The 14874-nt window shown below is 68.5% G+C and carries 14 protein-coding genes; 8 read left to right on the forward strand and 6 right to left on the reverse strand.

Annotated elements, in window-relative coordinates; all coding sequences use genetic code 11:
- The first annotated feature begins 134 nt into the window (after positions 1 to 134).
- A complete protein-coding gene (locus ACOHX0_RS13975; protein ID WP_420677525.1) occupies positions 135 to 476 on the forward strand; it encodes a hypothetical protein in 342 nt (113 codons plus the stop codon).
- Between the two features lie 76 nt (positions 477 to 552).
- On the opposite strand, the gene ACOHX0_RS13980 is transcribed toward ACOHX0_RS13975, so the two are convergent.
- Both ACOHX0_RS13980 and ACOHX0_RS13985 read right to left on the reverse strand, forming a co-directional pair.
- Positions 553 to 1011, reverse strand: a complete 459-nt coding sequence (locus ACOHX0_RS13980; protein WP_420677527.1) for a DNA polymerase III subunit chi — start codon at positions 1009 to 1011, stop codon at positions 553 to 555.
- 7 nt (positions 1012 to 1018) lie between these two features.
- Complete coding sequence (locus ACOHX0_RS13985) at positions 1019 to 2494, reverse strand: leucyl aminopeptidase (RefSeq protein ID WP_420677528.1); 1476 nt, start codon at positions 2492 to 2494, stop codon at positions 1019 to 1021.
- Positions 2495 to 2679: 185 nt separating this feature from the next.
- On the opposite strand from ACOHX0_RS13985, the gene lptF reads away from it, so the two are divergent.
- The 6 genes from lptF to rsmA all read left to right on the forward strand — a co-directional run bounded on the left by lptF (position 2680) and on the right by rsmA (position 10261).
- Entirely contained in the window at positions 2680 to 3810 is a 1131-nt protein-coding gene (gene lptF, locus ACOHX0_RS13990; RefSeq protein ID WP_420677530.1) for an LPS export ABC transporter permease LptF, read from the forward strand.
- The gene (gene lptG / locus ACOHX0_RS13995) at positions 3807 to 4910 is read left to right on the forward strand and encodes an LPS export ABC transporter permease LptG (protein ID WP_420677531.1); all 1104 of its coding nucleotides are present in this window, start codon (positions 3807 to 3809) and stop codon (positions 4908 to 4910) included. Before lptF ends, lptG begins: the two co-directional genes overlap by 4 nt.
- Entirely contained in the window at positions 4894 to 7083 is a 2190-nt protein-coding gene (locus ACOHX0_RS14000; protein WP_420677533.1) for an LPS-assembly protein LptD, read from the forward strand. The genes lptG and ACOHX0_RS14000 overlap by 17 nt, the downstream gene beginning before the upstream one ends.
- A complete protein-coding gene (locus ACOHX0_RS14005; protein ID WP_420677535.1) occupies positions 7068 to 8363 on the forward strand; it encodes a peptidylprolyl isomerase in 1296 nt (431 codons plus the stop codon). Before ACOHX0_RS14000 ends, ACOHX0_RS14005 begins: the two co-directional genes overlap by 16 nt.
- Positions 8360 to 9331: a 4-hydroxythreonine-4-phosphate dehydrogenase PdxA gene (pdxA, locus tag ACOHX0_RS14010; protein WP_420677538.1), complete on the forward strand. Its 972-nt coding sequence runs from the start codon at positions 8360 to 8362 to the stop codon at positions 9329 to 9331. The genes ACOHX0_RS14005 and pdxA overlap by 4 nt, the downstream gene beginning before the upstream one ends.
- Positions 9332 to 9415: 84 nt before the next feature.
- A complete protein-coding gene (gene rsmA, locus ACOHX0_RS14015) occupies positions 9416 to 10261 on the forward strand; it encodes a 16S rRNA (adenine(1518)-N(6)/adenine(1519)-N(6))-dimethyltransferase RsmA (protein WP_420677539.1) in 846 nt (281 codons plus the stop codon).
- A gap of 461 nt (positions 10262 to 10722) precedes the next feature.
- On the opposite strand, the gene ACOHX0_RS14020 is transcribed toward rsmA, so the two are convergent.
- The 3 genes from ACOHX0_RS14020 to prfA form a co-directional block, all read right to left on the reverse strand.
- Positions 10723 to 11499, reverse strand: coding sequence for a DUF4167 domain-containing protein (locus ACOHX0_RS14020; RefSeq protein ID WP_420677540.1), 777 nt, complete (start codon positions 11497 to 11499; stop codon positions 10723 to 10725).
- Between the two features lie 212 nt (positions 11500 to 11711).
- A complete protein-coding gene (prmC, locus tag ACOHX0_RS14025) occupies positions 11712 to 12668 on the reverse strand; it encodes a peptide chain release factor N(5)-glutamine methyltransferase (protein WP_420677541.1) in 957 nt (318 codons plus the stop codon).
- Positions 12665 to 13720 carry a peptide chain release factor 1 gene (gene prfA / locus ACOHX0_RS14030; RefSeq protein ID WP_420677542.1) on the reverse strand — a complete coding sequence of 352 codons (1056 nt, stop codon included), beginning with the start codon at positions 13718 to 13720 and terminating at the stop codon, positions 12665 to 12667. Before prfA ends, prmC begins: the two co-directional genes overlap by 4 nt.
- A 168-nt stretch (positions 13721 to 13888) precedes the next feature.
- Here prfA and ACOHX0_RS14035 point away from each other — a divergent pair, with 168 nt between their 5' ends.
- Complete coding sequence (locus ACOHX0_RS14035; protein WP_420677543.1) at positions 13889 to 14164, forward strand: hypothetical protein; 276 nt, start codon at positions 13889 to 13891, stop codon at positions 14162 to 14164.
- A gap of 214 nt (positions 14165 to 14378) precedes the next feature.
- Here the strand turns inward: ACOHX0_RS14035 and ACOHX0_RS14040 are convergent, their stop codons facing one another.
- On the reverse strand, positions 14379 to 14819 hold the full coding sequence (locus ACOHX0_RS14040) for a DUF1499 domain-containing protein (RefSeq protein WP_420677545.1): 441 nt from the start codon (positions 14817 to 14819) through the stop codon (positions 14379 to 14381).
- Positions 14820 to 14874 lie beyond the last annotated feature (55 nt).

A 14874-nucleotide genomic window follows, 5' to 3' on the forward strand; every position in this document is an offset into this window, starting at 1 on the left:
ATCATGGGGGGGCCCTTCGGGGCTGCACAGGTAGGAGTGACGGGCAGGAGACCGCCTGCGATCCGATCCGCGATCACTGCCAGAGACTTCCTGCCGGCGCGCCCTGCGAGGGCCGCAACCGGAAAGGAGGCCGCATGTTCCGCCTTGGATTCCTCACCTCCACAGCCGCAGCCTTTGCGCTGGCCGCGGGCCTGATGGTGCCGGCGCCGGCCGCCGCGCATGACTCGGGCCGCGACTTTGCCCGGGCGCTGGCGGGCATCGTGGCGCTTGGCATCATCGCCAAGGGCGTCAGCGATCACCGCTACGAGCGGCGCGCCTACCGGCATCACCACAAGCCGAAGGTCTACTACCACCACTACGGCCACCGCCACCACGCGGGCACCCGGCGGCATCACCACCGCCACCTGAGCCACCAGCGGCGGCCCTATCGCTATGACGGCTATTACTACGGCAAGCCCTACCGCTACCGGCACTGAGACCGGTACAGGGCAACTGAACAGGCAAGAGCGGGCAGAACCGGAGGCCGCCGCGGCGCAGGGGCCGCGGCGGAGGTCATTTCTCGGCCTTCTTCTCCCAGCGGCCGGATTCCTCGGACCAGTATTGCGCCGCGCAGCCCGCGCCGGTCAGCGCCTTCCACTGGGCGCGGGCGTGATCCACCGCCTGCGGGTCGGTGCCGTCGAACAGGATGCAGACGCGCTCCAGCGCCTGCACTTCCTCAGCGGTGACGGCGGCGCCATCCACCGCCATCACGCAATCGGGGTTGTTGGCGGCCTCCGGCCCGCTTGTGAGCAGCACCGGCTGCCCGGCGTCATGGGGGCCGCCCGCGAGCCCGTGCGGCAGGAAGCTGTCCGCAGGACCCTGCCACAGCCGCTCGTCCAGCCAGGCCATGCGCTCTTCGCTCAAACCGCGCACCGCGATGCGCCAGCCCGCCGCGCGCGCCTTCTCCAGCAGCACCGGCAGGGTCTCCTCCAGCGGGCGGCGGGTGAGGTGGTAGAAATAGGCAGCCCCCATTGCCAGCTCAGCTTGCCTCAAAGGCGTCGGCGACAAGCCGGTTCAGCGCCATCACGCCCCAGCCGGTGGCGCCTTTCGGGGCATAATCCGTATCCGACTTGACCGAGGCGACGCCCGCGATGTCGAGGTGGATCCAGGGCGTGCCTTCCTGGATGAACCTGGCCAGGAACTGCGCCGCGGTGATCGAGCCCGCGGGGCGGCCGCCGACGTTCTTGATGTCAGCAATACGCGATTTCAGCTGATCGTCATAGGCCTTGCCCAGCGGCATCCGCCAGGCACCCTCGTCCTCGGTCCGGGCGGCCTTGAGGAAGGCATCGCACAGGGTGTCGTCATTGGAGAAGACGCCCGCGTTCTCATGGCCGAGCCCGATGATGATGGCGCCGGTCAGGGTGGCGAGGTCGATCACTCCCGCGGGCTTGAAGCGCTCCTGCGCGTACCAGAGCACGTCGCAAAGCACGAGCCGGCCCTCGGCGTCGGTGTTGATGATCTCCACCGTGTCGCCCTTCATCGACTTCACCACGTCGCCCGGTCGGATCGCATTGCCGGAGGGCATGTTCTCCACCAGCCCGACGAGGCCCACGACGTTGGCCTTGGCCTTACGCAGCGCCAGCGCCTTCATGGTGCCCGCCACCACCCCGGCGCCGCCCATGTCCATGGTCATGTCTTCCATTCCGGCCGCGGGTTTCAGCGAGATGCCGCCGGTGTCGAAGACCACCCCCTTGCCGACCAGCGCCAGCAGCGCCGCGTCAGACCCGCCGCCCTTCCACTGCATCACAGCGACTTTGGAGGGGCTGTCGGAGCCCTGACCGACGCTCAGAAGCGTGCGCATGCCCAGCTCTTCCAGCTCGGCTTCGTCGAGGATCTCCACCTCCAGGCCGATCTCGCGCATGGCTTCGATACGGTTCGCGAATTCCGTGGTTGTCAGCACGTTGGCGGGCTCATTCACCAGGTCGCGGGTCATGTGCACGCCCTCGGCGACGGCAAGGAGCGGCGCGCAGGCGGCTTCCTGCTCCTGCGGCGACTTGCAGGCAATCACCACCTCGGGCTTCGCCGCGTCTTCCGAGGGCGTCTTGTGGCCGTCGAATGTGTAGGCCCGCAGCGCCATGCCCATTGCCAGATCCGCCGCCCGCGTCATGCCGCCCGCCATCACCGTGACCGGCTTGCCGCCCGCCTGGCTCACCAGCTTGGCGCCGGCCTTGCGGGCCTCCGCCGCGGTCAGCTTCTTGGGCAGCACCAGCACGTCCAGCGCCTCTGCCATCATCCCTGCGGGCCAGGCCAGCGAGAACACGTCGCCGCATTTCGCCTTCTTGAAGCCCTCCGATTCGACCAGCCGGGCGATGCCGCCCTTGGCCATCCGGTTGGCGCTGCGCGCGGCCTGGTCGAGGCTGCCTTCGGGGGTGACCGTCACCGCGACGCGGCCGGTCATCTCCGCCATGGCCTTCACGTCGAAATCGGCAAAGCGGATCGGGATAAGACTGCTCATTCTGGGCGCTCCTGTCGGGGTCTGGTGTTTTCTGGCGAAAGTGGTAGCGGCTGCGGCGGCGCTTGACCAGACCCGGCGCCGCCGGCGGCGAGGCGGGCAAGGCGCGGCGGAGATTGCAGTTTTCCCCGCCCGGCAAATCCACTAAGGTCCGGCGCAATCACTAACGGCAGGGTCCGGGGGATCGGGTGTCACGCTACGACAGATATGTGCTGTCCCAGTATCTGCTGTTCTTCAGCTTCTTTGCGCTGATTCTGGTAGCGGTGTTCTGGATCAACCGGGCGGTGGTGCTGTTTGACCGGCTGATCGGCAACGGCCAGTCGGCGCTGGTGTTTCTGGAGTTCAGCGCGCTGGCGCTGCCGAACCTGATCCGCATGGTGCTGCCGATTGCGGTGTTTGGCGCCGCGGTCTGGGTGACCAACCGGCTGAATGGCGAAAGCGAGCTGACGGTGCTGCGCGCCACCGGCACCAGCCCCTGGCAGATGGCCCGGCCGGCGCTGGTTTTTGGGGTGCTGACCGCGCTGATGATGTCGGCGCTGACGCATTATCTGCTGCCCGCCTCGATCAACCAGCTGGAGGCGCGCGAAAGCGAGGTGGCGCGCAACGTGACCGCGCAGCTGCTCAGTGAGGGCGACTTTCTGCACCCGGCCCGGGGCGTCACCTTCTACATCCGCCAGATCGAGCCGGACGGCACCATGCGCGACGTCTTCCTGTCGGACCGGCGCGACCCCGCCACCGTCACCACCTACACCGGCGCGCGCGCCTTTCTGGTGCGCGACGGCGGCAAGGCGCATCTGATCATGGTGGATGGCATGGCGCAGCGGCTCGACACCGAGTCGCAGCGGCTGTCGACCACGTTCTTTGCAGATTTTTCGTATGATATCAGCACATTGGCACAAAGCTCTGGCGCAGGCGCCCGTAACATCCGCGCCATTCCCAGCCACGAGCTGCTGCTTTCCCGCGACGCGGTCACCCAAAGCGACGGCCACAGCGCCGGGGCGCAGGCCGAGGAGCTGCACCTGCGCTTTGCCCGGGCGCTGGTCTGCGTCGCGGTGGCGCTGATCGGGTTTTCGGCGCTGATGCTGGGCACGTTTTCGCGGTTCGGCGTCTGGCGGCAGGCGCTCCTGGCCTTTGTGGTGCTGATCTTCATCGAAGGCATGCGCGGCGTCGTCTCGGAGCCGGTGCTGAAGGATCCGGGCCTGTGGCCGCTGATCTACCTGCCGACGCTTCTTGGCTTCGTTGTGGCGCTCGTGTTCCTGTTTCTGGCGTCACGGCCAAGGCGCACGCGCGCGGCGGCGGCGGCGGAGGCTGCGGCATGAAGCTCGATTTCTACTACGCGCGCCGTTTCCTGCAGTGGTTTCTGGTGATCTGCGGCGTCCTGATGACGCTGGTGATCCTCATTGACCTCAACGAGCAGATCCGCCGTTTCGAAGGCCAGGACCTGAGCGCGGGGCAGCTGATCGGGCTCACCCTGCTCAACACGCCCGCGGCGCTGAGCGAGTTCCTGCCGCTGATCATGATCCTCACCACCATCGTGCTGTTTGTGGGCCTCGCCCGCAGCAGCGAGCTGGTGGTGACCCGCGCCATCGGCCGCTCCGGCATCCGGGTGCTGGCGGCGCCGGTGCTGGTGGCGGCGCTGGTCGGCGGGCTGGCGGTGGTGATGCTAAACCCGATCGTGGCGGCGACCTCGAACCGGTTCCAGGACCTGTCGGAGACCTACCGCAGCGGCGGCGCCTCGGCCCTGTCGCTGAGCAGCGAGGGCCTTTGGCTGCGCCAGGGGGGCTTGCGCGGCCAATCGGTGATCCATGCCGCAGGCTACAGCGGCGATGCCGCCGAGATCATCCTGCACGACGTGACCATCCACACCTACACGCAGTCCGCAGGGCCGGTGCGCCGGATCACCGCCGAGAGCGCGCAGCTTGATGGCGCGGCCTGGGTGCTGAGAAACGCCAAGACCTGGCCGCTGGCGGCGGGGATCAACCCGGAAAGCGGCGCTGCGGAACTGGACGAGCTGCGCCTGCCGACCACGCTCACCACCGACCGCATCCGCGACACGCTGGGCACCGCGCGGGGGATCTCGATCTACGATATTCCGGAAACCATCCGCGAGCTGTCGGCTGCGGGCTTCACCACCAAGCGCTACGAAGTCTGGTACCAGGCCGAGCTGGCCCGGCCGCTGTTCCTGATCGCGATGGTGCTGGTGGGCGCGGCCTTCACCATGCGCCATACGCGCTTTGGCGGCACCGGGCTGGCCGTGCTGATGGCGGTGCTCCTGGGCTTTGGGCTTTATTTCATCCGCAATTTCGCGCAGATCCTCGGCGAAAACGGGCAGATCCCGGTGGCGCTTGCCGCCTGGGCCCCGCCGATCTCTGGCATTTTGTTGACTTTGGGACTGCTTTTACATGCCGAAGACGGGTAACCTGCGCCGCGCGCTGCTTCTTTCCGCCGTGCTGCCCTGGATGGCGCTGGCCTGGGCGCCCGCCACGGCGCAGGCCCAGGCACAGGCACAGGCCGCGCCGCGGGCCGAAGACGGCCCGGCAACACTGGTCGCCGATCAGGTCTTCATCACGCCTGAGCGCCAGCTGGTGGCCGAAGGCAACGTCGAGGCCTTCCAGGGCGATATCCGGCTCAGGGCCGAAAAGATCACCTTCGACCAGAGCACTGGCGCGCTGAAGATCGAGGGCCCGATCCGCATCGACCAGGGCGGCGAATTCACCATCCTCGCCAGCGCCGCCGAGCTGGACCGCAGCCTGCGCGACGGGATCCTGTCGGGCGCGCGCATGGTGTTCCAGCAGCAGGTGCAACTGGCCTCGCTGCAGATGACCCGGGTGAGCGGCCGCTATACCCAGCTCTACAAGACCGCCGTCACCTCCTGCCATGTCTGCGAGGACGGCCGCCCGCCGCTCTGGCAGATCCGCGCCGAGCGGGTGACCCACGACCAAGAGGAGCAGCAGCTCTATTTCGAGAACGCGCAGCTCAGGGTGCTGGACGTGCCGGTCTTCTACTTTCCCGCGATCCGCCTGCCCGATCCCTCGCTGGAGCGTGCCAGCGGCTTTCTGATCCCCTCGCTGCGCACCACCTCGAACCTCGCAACCGGGCTGAAGGTACCCTATTTCTTCACCCTTGGCCCGCACCGCGACCTGACGCTGGAACCCTACCTGTCGTCCAAGACACGCACCCTGGGCGCCCGCTACCGCCAGGCCTTCCGCAATGGCAGCATTGAGCTGAACGGCGCCTACACCCGCGACGACCTGCGCCCGGACGAGGGCCGCGGCTACCTGTTTGCCGACGGCGCCTTTGCATTGCGGCGCGGCTACAGCCTCGACCTCCACCTAAAGACTGTTTCGGACGACGCCTACCTTGCGGATTACGGCCTGCCCGACCTCGACCGGGTGCGCTCAAAAGCGGTGCTGGCCAAGGCGGACCGGGACCAGCTGTTCCGCGCCTCGCTCAACCACTTCAAGACCCTGCGCGACAGCGAGGAGCAGGACCTGATCCCGTCGGCCATCGCCGATGTCTTCCTGCAGCGGCGCTACCTGCGCGGCGGCGGCGAGCTGCGGACGACACTGGAGGGCCACGGCCACCGCCGCGAGTCCGGGCTGGATGCCACGCAAAACGCCAGCAACGGCCGCGACCTCGCCCGGCTCTCCGCCGATGTGGGCTGGCACCGGAGCTGGCAGACCCCCGGCGGCGTGCTGGCGGAATGGGAAACCGGCATCGCGGCCGATGCCTTCAACACCTATGACGACGATGTCTTCACCGGCAAGGAGAGCCGCCTGACGCCGCGCATCGCGCTTACCCTGCGCCTGCCGATGCAGCGGCCGGAGGGCGGCGGCGCGGTGCAATACCTGGAGCCGATCGCCCAGATTGCCTGGCGCGGCAGCGGCGGCGACACGGTGCCAAGCGAGGAGAGCCGCTTTGTCGAGTTCGACCAGGGCAACCTGCTGTCCCTGTCGCGTTTTCCGGCCACCGACGCGCGCGAGGAAGGGCTGACGCTGGTCTATGGCGCCAACTGGGCGCGCTATGCCGCCCGCGGCTGGCAAGCCTTCGCCACCGCGGGACAGGTGCTGCGCCACAACGGCGATGATCGCTTCACCAAAAGCTCCGGGCTTGGCGGCAGCTCTTCGGACATCCTGTTGGCCGGGCAGCTGCGCTACGGCCAGGACCTGGCTCTCACCGCGCGCGGGCTGCTGAGCGGCTCGGCAAATTTCTCCAAGGCTGAATTCCGCGGCGACTGGCGCACCGAGCGGGTGAACCTCACCGGCAGCTACCTGTGGCTTGGCACCGACCCGGAGGAGGACCGCAGCGAGGAGACCTCGGAAATGTGGTTCGACGGCAGCTACGACATCAACCCCAGCTGGTCGGCCAGCGCCCGGCTGCGCTATGACATCTCGGACGGGCGCGCGACACGGGCCGGGGTCGGCGTCGCCTACAGCACCGAATGCGTGACGGTCGACCTTTCGGTCAACCGCCGCTATACCTCGACAACAAGTGTTGAGCCGGCAACGGATTTCGGCTTTACCATCTCGCTCAACGGCTTTTCCGTGAAGAGCGGCAGCAAACAGTACAGGCGGACATGCAGCAAGACGTGAAAATCCCGAACCCGGCCCGTATGCTTTCCGGTGTGCTTTCCGGTGTTCTCTCCCGTGGTTCTTCCGCGGCGCTGAACGGCTGCGCCGCGCTGGTGCTGGCGGCGGGCCTCAACTGGACCGCCCTGCCCGCAGGCGCGCAGAACCTCTTTGCCCCGGCGGTCATGGTCAATGACGACGTGATCACCCGCTACGAACTGGAACAGCGCGCGCGCTTCCAATCGGCGCTGCGGGTGCCCGGCGACCCGTTGGAGACCGCACGCGAGGAGCTGATCAACGACCGGCTCAAGCTGATCGCGATGGAAGAGGCGGGCATCGTCCCCACCGAAGAGGAAATCGTCGCCGGGATGGAGGAGCTTGCGGGCCGCGCCAACCTGTCGCTCGACGAGTTCCTGGCGGTGCTGCAGCAAAACGGTGTGGCCCGCGAAACCCTGCGCGACTTTGCCAAGGCCGGCATCGGCTGGCGCGAGTTCTCCCGCGCCCGCTTCCTGTCGCGCGCGCGCCCCACGCCGGAAGAGATCGACCGCGCCATGGGCACCGCGGGCAGCGGCAGTGTCGAGGTGCTGTTGAGCGAGTTCATCCTGCCGCTCACCCAGCAGAGCGCGGCCCAGGTCGAGGAACTGATCGAACAGGTGGCCAAACTGAAGAGCTACGAGAGCTTCTCGGCCGCCGCCACGCAGTACAGTGCGGCCGGCAGCCGCGAGCAGGGCGGCCGCCTGCCCTGGATGCCGCTCACCAAGCTGCCGCCGCAGCTGCAGGAGGTGGTGCTGGCGCTGGACCCGGGCGAGATTTCGGAGCCGGTGCCGCTGCAGGGCGCGGTGGCGCTGTTCCAGATGCGCGGTGTGCGCGAGGCGGCGGGCGCGGCACCGCGCTATTCGGCGATCGAATACGCCACCTATTACATCTCCGGCGGCCGCAGCCCGGAGGCGCTTGCCGCCGCGGCGCAGGTGGCGGCCCGCGCCGACCAATGCGAGGATTTCTACGGCATCGCCAAGGAACAGGACCCCTCGGTGCTGGAGATCCAGAGCCAGCCGCCTGCCGGGATCCCGCAGGACGTCGCACTGGAGCTGGCCAAGCTGGACCCGGGCGAGACCTCCGTTACCCTGACCCGCAACAATGGGCAGACGCTGATGATGCTGATGCTGTGCGGCCGCACTGCCGAGCTGGGTGAAGGCGGCACCCGCGAGAATGTCGCCAATGCGCTCACCCAGCAGCGCATGGCCGCCTTCACCGAAAGCTACCTGGAACAGCTGAAGGCCGATGCGCGGATCGTGGTGAAATGAGCCCCGCCGCGCCGGTTGCGCTGAGCTGCGGCGAGCCGGGGGGCATCGGCCCCGAAATCGCGGCCAAGGCGTGGGAGGAACTGCGCGAAAGCCTGCCGTTCTTCTGGATCGGCGATCCGCGCCACCTGCCCGCGGGCACGCCGGTGAAGGAAATCTCCGCCCCGGGGGAAGCCGTGACCGCCTGTGCCGCAGCGCTGCCGGTACTGCCGCTGCAGTTTGACGGCGGCACCGCGAAGGGCGCGGCCGATCCGAAAAACGCCGCAGGCGTGATCCGCGCGATCGAGACCGCGGTGCAGCTGGTGCAGGCGGGCAAGGCCTCGGCTCTCTGCACCGCGCCGATCCACAAGAAGGCGCTGATCGACGGCGCGGGCTTCGCCTTTCCCGGCCATACCGAGTTCCTCGCCCATCTCGCAGGCGGCGCGCGGGTGGTGATGATGCTGGCGAGCCAGCAATTGCGGGTGGTGCCCGCCACCATCCATATCGCGCTGAAGGACGTGCCCAAGGTGCTGACTCCAGCGCTGCTGCGCCAAACCATCGAGATCACCGCCGCAGGCCTGCGCCAGCAGTTCGGCATCGCCCAGCCGCGCATCGCGGTGGCGGGCCTCAACCCCCACGCGGGCGAAGGCGGCGCCATGGGCAGCGAGGAACGGGACTGGATCGCCGGGCTGATCGCGGACATGCAGGGCGAGGGCCACGCTCTCACCGGTCCGCATCCGGGCGATACGCTGTTCCACGCCGCCGCCCGCGCGCGTTATGACGCCGCCGTCTGCATGTATCACGACCAGGCGCTGATCCCGATCAAGACGCTGGATTTCGACCGCGGCGTCAACGTGACGCTGGGCCTGCCCTTTATCCGCACCTCGCCCGACCACGGCACCGCCTTCGACATTGCAGGCACCGGCCGGGCCAGCCCTGCCAGTCTGATCGAGGCGCTTAAGCTTGCCCAAGGGATGGCCGCCGGCTCTTGACGCTTCTTCTGGCTGGAAATATCCCCGCCGCAGGCCTGAAATCTCTGGCGCATTGCCCGCGCCCTGCCCCGAGGTATCCGTGACATGAGCGCCATCGACTCCCTGCCCCCCCTGCGCGAGGTGATCGCGGCGCATCAGCTGTCGGCGCGCAAGTCGCTGGGGCAGAACTTCCTGCTGGATCTGAACCTCACCGCCAAGATCGCGCGCCAGGCCGGGGATCTGACCGGCTGCGACGTGCTGGAAATAGGCCCCGGCCCCGGCGGGCTCACCCGCGGATTGCTGGCCGAAGGCGCGCGGCGGGTGCTGGCCGTAGAGAAGGACAGCCGCTGCCTGCCCGCATTGCAGGAGATTGCAGAGGCCTATCCGGGGCAGCTCGACGTGATCAACGGCGACGCGCTGGAGATCGACCCGCTGGCGCATCTGACACCGCCGATCCGGATCGCCGCCAACCTGCCCTACAACGTCGGCACCGAGCTGCTGGTGCGCTGGCTCACGCCGCAGGTCTGGCCGCCGTTCTGGCAGAGCCTCACGCTGATGTTCCAGCGCGAGGTGGCCGAACGCATCGTGGCGCAGCCCGGCTCCAAAGCCTATGGGCGGCTGGCGCTTCTGGCGCAATGGCGGGCGGAGGCGCGGATCGTCATGTCGCTGCCCCCCGGTGCCTTCACGCCGCCGCCCAAGGTGTCCAGTGCAGTGGTGCATCTGGAGGCGCTGCCCGAACCGCGCTACCCGGCCGATGCCGCCACGCTGAGCCGGGTAGTGGCGGCGGCCTTCAACCAGCGCCGCAAGATGCTGCGCGCGGCGCTGAAAGGGGTGTCGCCCGATATCGAGGCGCATCTGGCCGCGGCCGGCATTCCCGCGACCGAGCGCGCCGAGCAGGTGGATCTGGAGGCCTTCTGCGCCCTCGCCCGCTCGCTGAAAGGCGCGGACTGAGGAACCGCCTTATCTGCCGCGCCGCACACGGCTTTCATGGCAGATCGCCGCAGCAGACCGGGTTTCAGCTATAAGACGGCTCTGCAAACAGCGCTGGTCCGTGTCTGAGAGGGCCGCGATTGCCCCCGGGCGGTGAGCCGCGCATTACCGGCGCGCGGGGGCGGCCCTGACGGGCGTGACTGGCATTTTTTCCGGCCAAACCCTTGCTTCCCACCCAGCTGGCATCCAGCCTCGCCAGATCGCCGCCGCGCGCCGGTAATGCGCGGCGGCCTGCCGGTGTTGTCCAACGCCGGAGGGTGCCGCAAGCGGGCCAATTTGCTGCGCGGGGAGACCCGGCAGCACGATAAGTGGACACGGCATAGCAAAACCCCCGGGCCGCTTCCGGCACCGGGGTTTTTTCTGTTTCAGGACCTCAACCTGCCGGCCTGCGCCGCTGCAATCCGGCCGCGGCAGCAGAGCCGTTACTCCGCCGCTTCAGCGCCCTCGGCCGGTTTCGCCTTGGGCTTGGCCTTGGCGCGCGAGCGGGTGGTCTTTTTCGGCTTGGGCTCGGCTGCGGCTTCGCCCTCCGTGCCGGACTGGTCCGCGCTGTTGTCAGCCTTGGTTTCGCCGCTGCTGGCGGCTTCGCCGTCCTGCGCCGCTTTCCCGCTGTCCTGCTTTTCGGCAGCCGGTTTACGGCTGCGCGGTTTGCGGGCGGGCGATTTCCGCGCCGGCGGCTCGTCCGCCCCGCCCGCCTGGCTTTCGGGGGTCTCCACCAGGCCGCTGTCGCCGTTGCCGTTGCCGTCGCGCAGGTCCAGCACGTCCGGCTCCGACGTGCCGGCGGCGGGGGCCGTCGCGGGCTCCGACGGGGCTTGTGCGGGCGGCTGCGCCTGGGCGGGCTTGGCCTGGGCGGACTCGCGCTCCTGGCGTTCCAGCCGCTCGCTGCGCTCTCGGTCGCGTTCAGCCTGGCGCTCGCGGTTCTGGCGTTCCTGGTCCTCGCGGCGCGCATCGATTTCCCGCTGCGCCTCGTTCAGCATTCGCAAGTAATGCTCGGCGTGCTGCTGGAAATTTTCGGTCGCAACGCGGTCGTTGGCCAGCTGCGCGTCGCGGGCGAGCTGGTTGTATTTGTCAATGATCTGCTGCGGAGTTCCGCGCACCTTGCCCTCGGGACCGGAGCTGTCGAACACGCGGTTGACAACATTTGCCCCGTTCGGGCGGTTCCGGTTTGACTTGGAACGTGAACGTGATTTGGATGATCTCATCTAACTAACGTCAGCCTTGGTTTCATGCGCCGTAGACCCAAATCTGCGCGCCTCAGCGCCGGATCATCGACTTTATTTGGGCTTGATGCCGCCGGGAGGCTGCAGAGCTCTCTCTTCGCGCGGCTTCTTCGAGTAACCATTTTACGGAGCCCCGCACAAGAGGCACAATGCGGTTTTCCGTGATTTTTCTTTCAAAAACGCGAATTTTCGCGTCAGTTTGCGCCAGAATTGCCGGAGTCTTCCCCGGAATCTGCGCCGCCATCGCCCGCGCTGCCGCCCGGACCGCCGCCTTTGCCGCCACCTGCGCCAGCGCCTGTGCCAGCGCCTGTGCCCAGATGCGCCCGCACCACGCGGTCACGGCCGTCAAGGTCGGGCAGTACCGCGATGCCGGAAAGCCCCGCTGCGCGCAGAAGGTCACTCACATCCGCGCCTTGCGTGGGGCCGATTTCCAGCAGCACCCGGCCCCCCGGGGCCAAGTGGCGGCTGAGACCCGCGGCGATCTGCCGGTAGGCCCCCAGCCCGTCGCCGCCGTCGGTCAGCGCCATGTCCGGCTCGTGGCCGCGCACCTCCTCAGACAGCTCCGCCATTTCATCTAGCGCGATGTAGGGCGGGTTCGAGACGATCAGGTCGAATTTTCCCGCGACCGCGGCAAACCAGTCCGACTGGCGGATGTCGGCGCGCTCGGCCACCCGGTGCAGCACCGCATTGGCGCTGGCCTGCAGACAGGCGGCCTCGCTCAGATCGACACCCAGGCCGGTGGCCTCGGCGCGTTCCGCCAGCAGCGTGACCAGGATGCAGCCGGAACCGAGCCCCAGGTCCAGCACCCGCTGGTAGGGGCCCGCCAGCGCCGCCTCGATCAGGGCTTCGGTTTCGGGGCGCGGGTCCAGCACCTCGCGCGAGACCTTGAAGCGGCGGCCGTAGAATTCGCGCTCGCCAACCAGATGCGAGACCGGCACCCGCACCGCGCGCAGCGCGATCAGCTGCTCGTAGCGCTCGGCCACCTCGGGCGCGAGGTCCTCGGGCGCAATCAGCGTGACGCGGCTGGCTTCGATGCGGGCGGCATGGGCGAGCAGCACGCGGGCGTCGCGGGCCGGGTCAGGCACCCCCGCAGCCCGAAGCCGGGCGGCGGCGGCGGCCATGGCCTGGGCGGCGGTCGCGGGCCCGTTCATTGGCCCATCTCGGCCAGCAGCCGGGCCTGGTGATCGGCGGTCAGCGCGTCGATGATCTCGTCCAGCTCGCCGCCCATCACCTGCTCCAGCTTGTAAAGCGTGAGATTGATGCGGTGGTCGGTCATCCGGCCTTGCGGGAAGTTGTAGGTGCGGATCCGTTCGGAGCGGTCGCCGGTGCCCACCTGGCTCGCGCGGTCGGCGGAGCGTTCGCTGTCGATGCGCTGGCGCTCCAGATCGTAAAGCCGCGTTTTCAGCACCTGCATCGCGATCTCGCGGTTGCGGTGCTGCGACTTTTCCGAGGAGGTGACAACGATGCCGCTGGGGATATGGGTGATGCGCACAGCGGAATCGGTGGTGTTCACATGCTGGCCGCCCGCGCCCGAGGCGCGCATGGTGTCGATGCGCAGATCGTTCTGGTCGATCTGGATATCGACATCTTCGGCCTCGGGCAGCACCGCGACGGTGGCCGCCGAGGTATGGATGCGGCCGCCGCTTTCGGTGGCGGGCACGCGCTGCACCCGGTGCACGCCGGATTCATACTTGAGCCGGGCAAAGACGTTGTCGCCCTTGATGTGGGCCACGACTTCCTTGATGCCGCCAAGCTCGGTCGCCTGCTCCTCGATGATGCCGAAGGACCAGCCCCGCGCCTCGGCATAGCGCTGGTACATGCGCAGGAGGTCGGCGGCAAACAGCGCCGCCTCGTCGCCGCCTGTGCCGGGGCGGATCTCCAGCATCGCCGGGCGGACGTCGGCCTCGTCCCGCGGCAGGAGCGCCAGCTGCAGGGCGTGCTCGGCCTCGGGCAGAGCGGCCTGCAGCGCCGGGATCTCCTCCTCGGCCAGCGCCTTCATGTCGGGGTCCGAGAGCATCGCCTCGGCGTCTTCGAGATCGGCGCGCAGGCGGCGGTAGGCGGTGATCTGTTCGGCCACCGGGCGCAGCCCGGCATATTCCCGCGCCAGCGCGGCAATGTCCCCGGCCCCGTTACCATCCGCCATTGCCGCTTCAAGATACTGAAACCGCTGCAGGATCTGTTCGAGGCGTTCTTCGGGAACCATGGGTGGGCCTATCCGTTCCAAGTTTGGCGTCGCTGGCACCTGTGATATGCTAGTGCCATGCAACATGCCAGTGCCCATCATTCCTGTGCCCTCCATACAAGTGCCCGTCTTTGCCGCCGGCGGCGGGCGGGGGGCCGGGGGACCGGCGCACGCCTTGGTCGCGCGCTCTTGGCAGCGGTCCTGCTGGCGTTCGCGGGCGGTGCGGGCGCCGAGCTGACCGCACAGAGCGGCAAGACCATCGACTGCTACTGCACCGACAAGACCGGCGCCCGGGTCGAGCTTGGCGAGATGCGCTGCCTGTCGGTGGACGGTCGCCAGTACCTCGCCCAGTGCCAGATGTCGCTGAACGTGCCGATGTGGCGCGAGGTGCGGGAGAGCTGCCTGTCGGCCGCGCTGAGCTCGCCGCGGAACTTCAGCGCGCTGCGCGCTCCGCCGCCGCTCTGACGCGGCTGTGACCGCCTTCGGTTGATGGTTCGGCGCCAGACGCTGCCGGAGGCAGCCAAGCCGCTGTGAAGCGGCTTTGCGCCGCGCAGAAGGCGCGGCGCAAAGCCCAACCGCCGGGGGATTTCCTTGAAATGCCGCTGGGCGGGCGGGAGCGCTCCCCCCAGATGGACCGGGGCCGCGTTGCGGGGCCGGCCGGCCTCCCCCGCCCCGAGGGTTAGTCCGGCGCTTCCGCCTGAGCCCCGGCGCGTTCCATCCGGCCCAGCCAGCGGTTGATGCGCGCCTTGTTGGCGCCAAGGTCGGAGCGGCCGAAACGCAGCCGGGCGTAGACCTTCAACAGCTCGCCGTCCTGCCTGGCGGTGGTATAATCGGGCAGCCCCAGCACCTGGGTGCGGGTGATATAGGTCGCCATGCCGTCCTGCGGCCCGCCCGCCAGCACAGAGGTACGCGGTGCGGCGGTGGCGATGCGGTGGAAGCGCTCCAGCCCGTCCGGCCCGGTGCGCACCACCCGGAACACGCCGCCGCGGAACTCCTTGTCCTCGCTGAATTCGGGCTGGGTGTTCCAGTCCAGCGGATCGCTTGGCGCCAGCCGCACGAAGCCGAGGCCCACCACCAGAGCCGCCACCAGCAGCCAAGCCAGAAGCATCAGCCGCCCCATTGCCGTCTCAAGGTCACCCTTGCCTCCTCCCTGTGCAGGCGCAGCCCCCTGCCCG

This window comes from Cribrihabitans pelagius (assembly GCF_048820915.1).
Lineage (GTDB): Bacteria > Pseudomonadota > Alphaproteobacteria > Rhodobacterales > Rhodobacteraceae > Cribrihabitans_A > Cribrihabitans_A pelagius.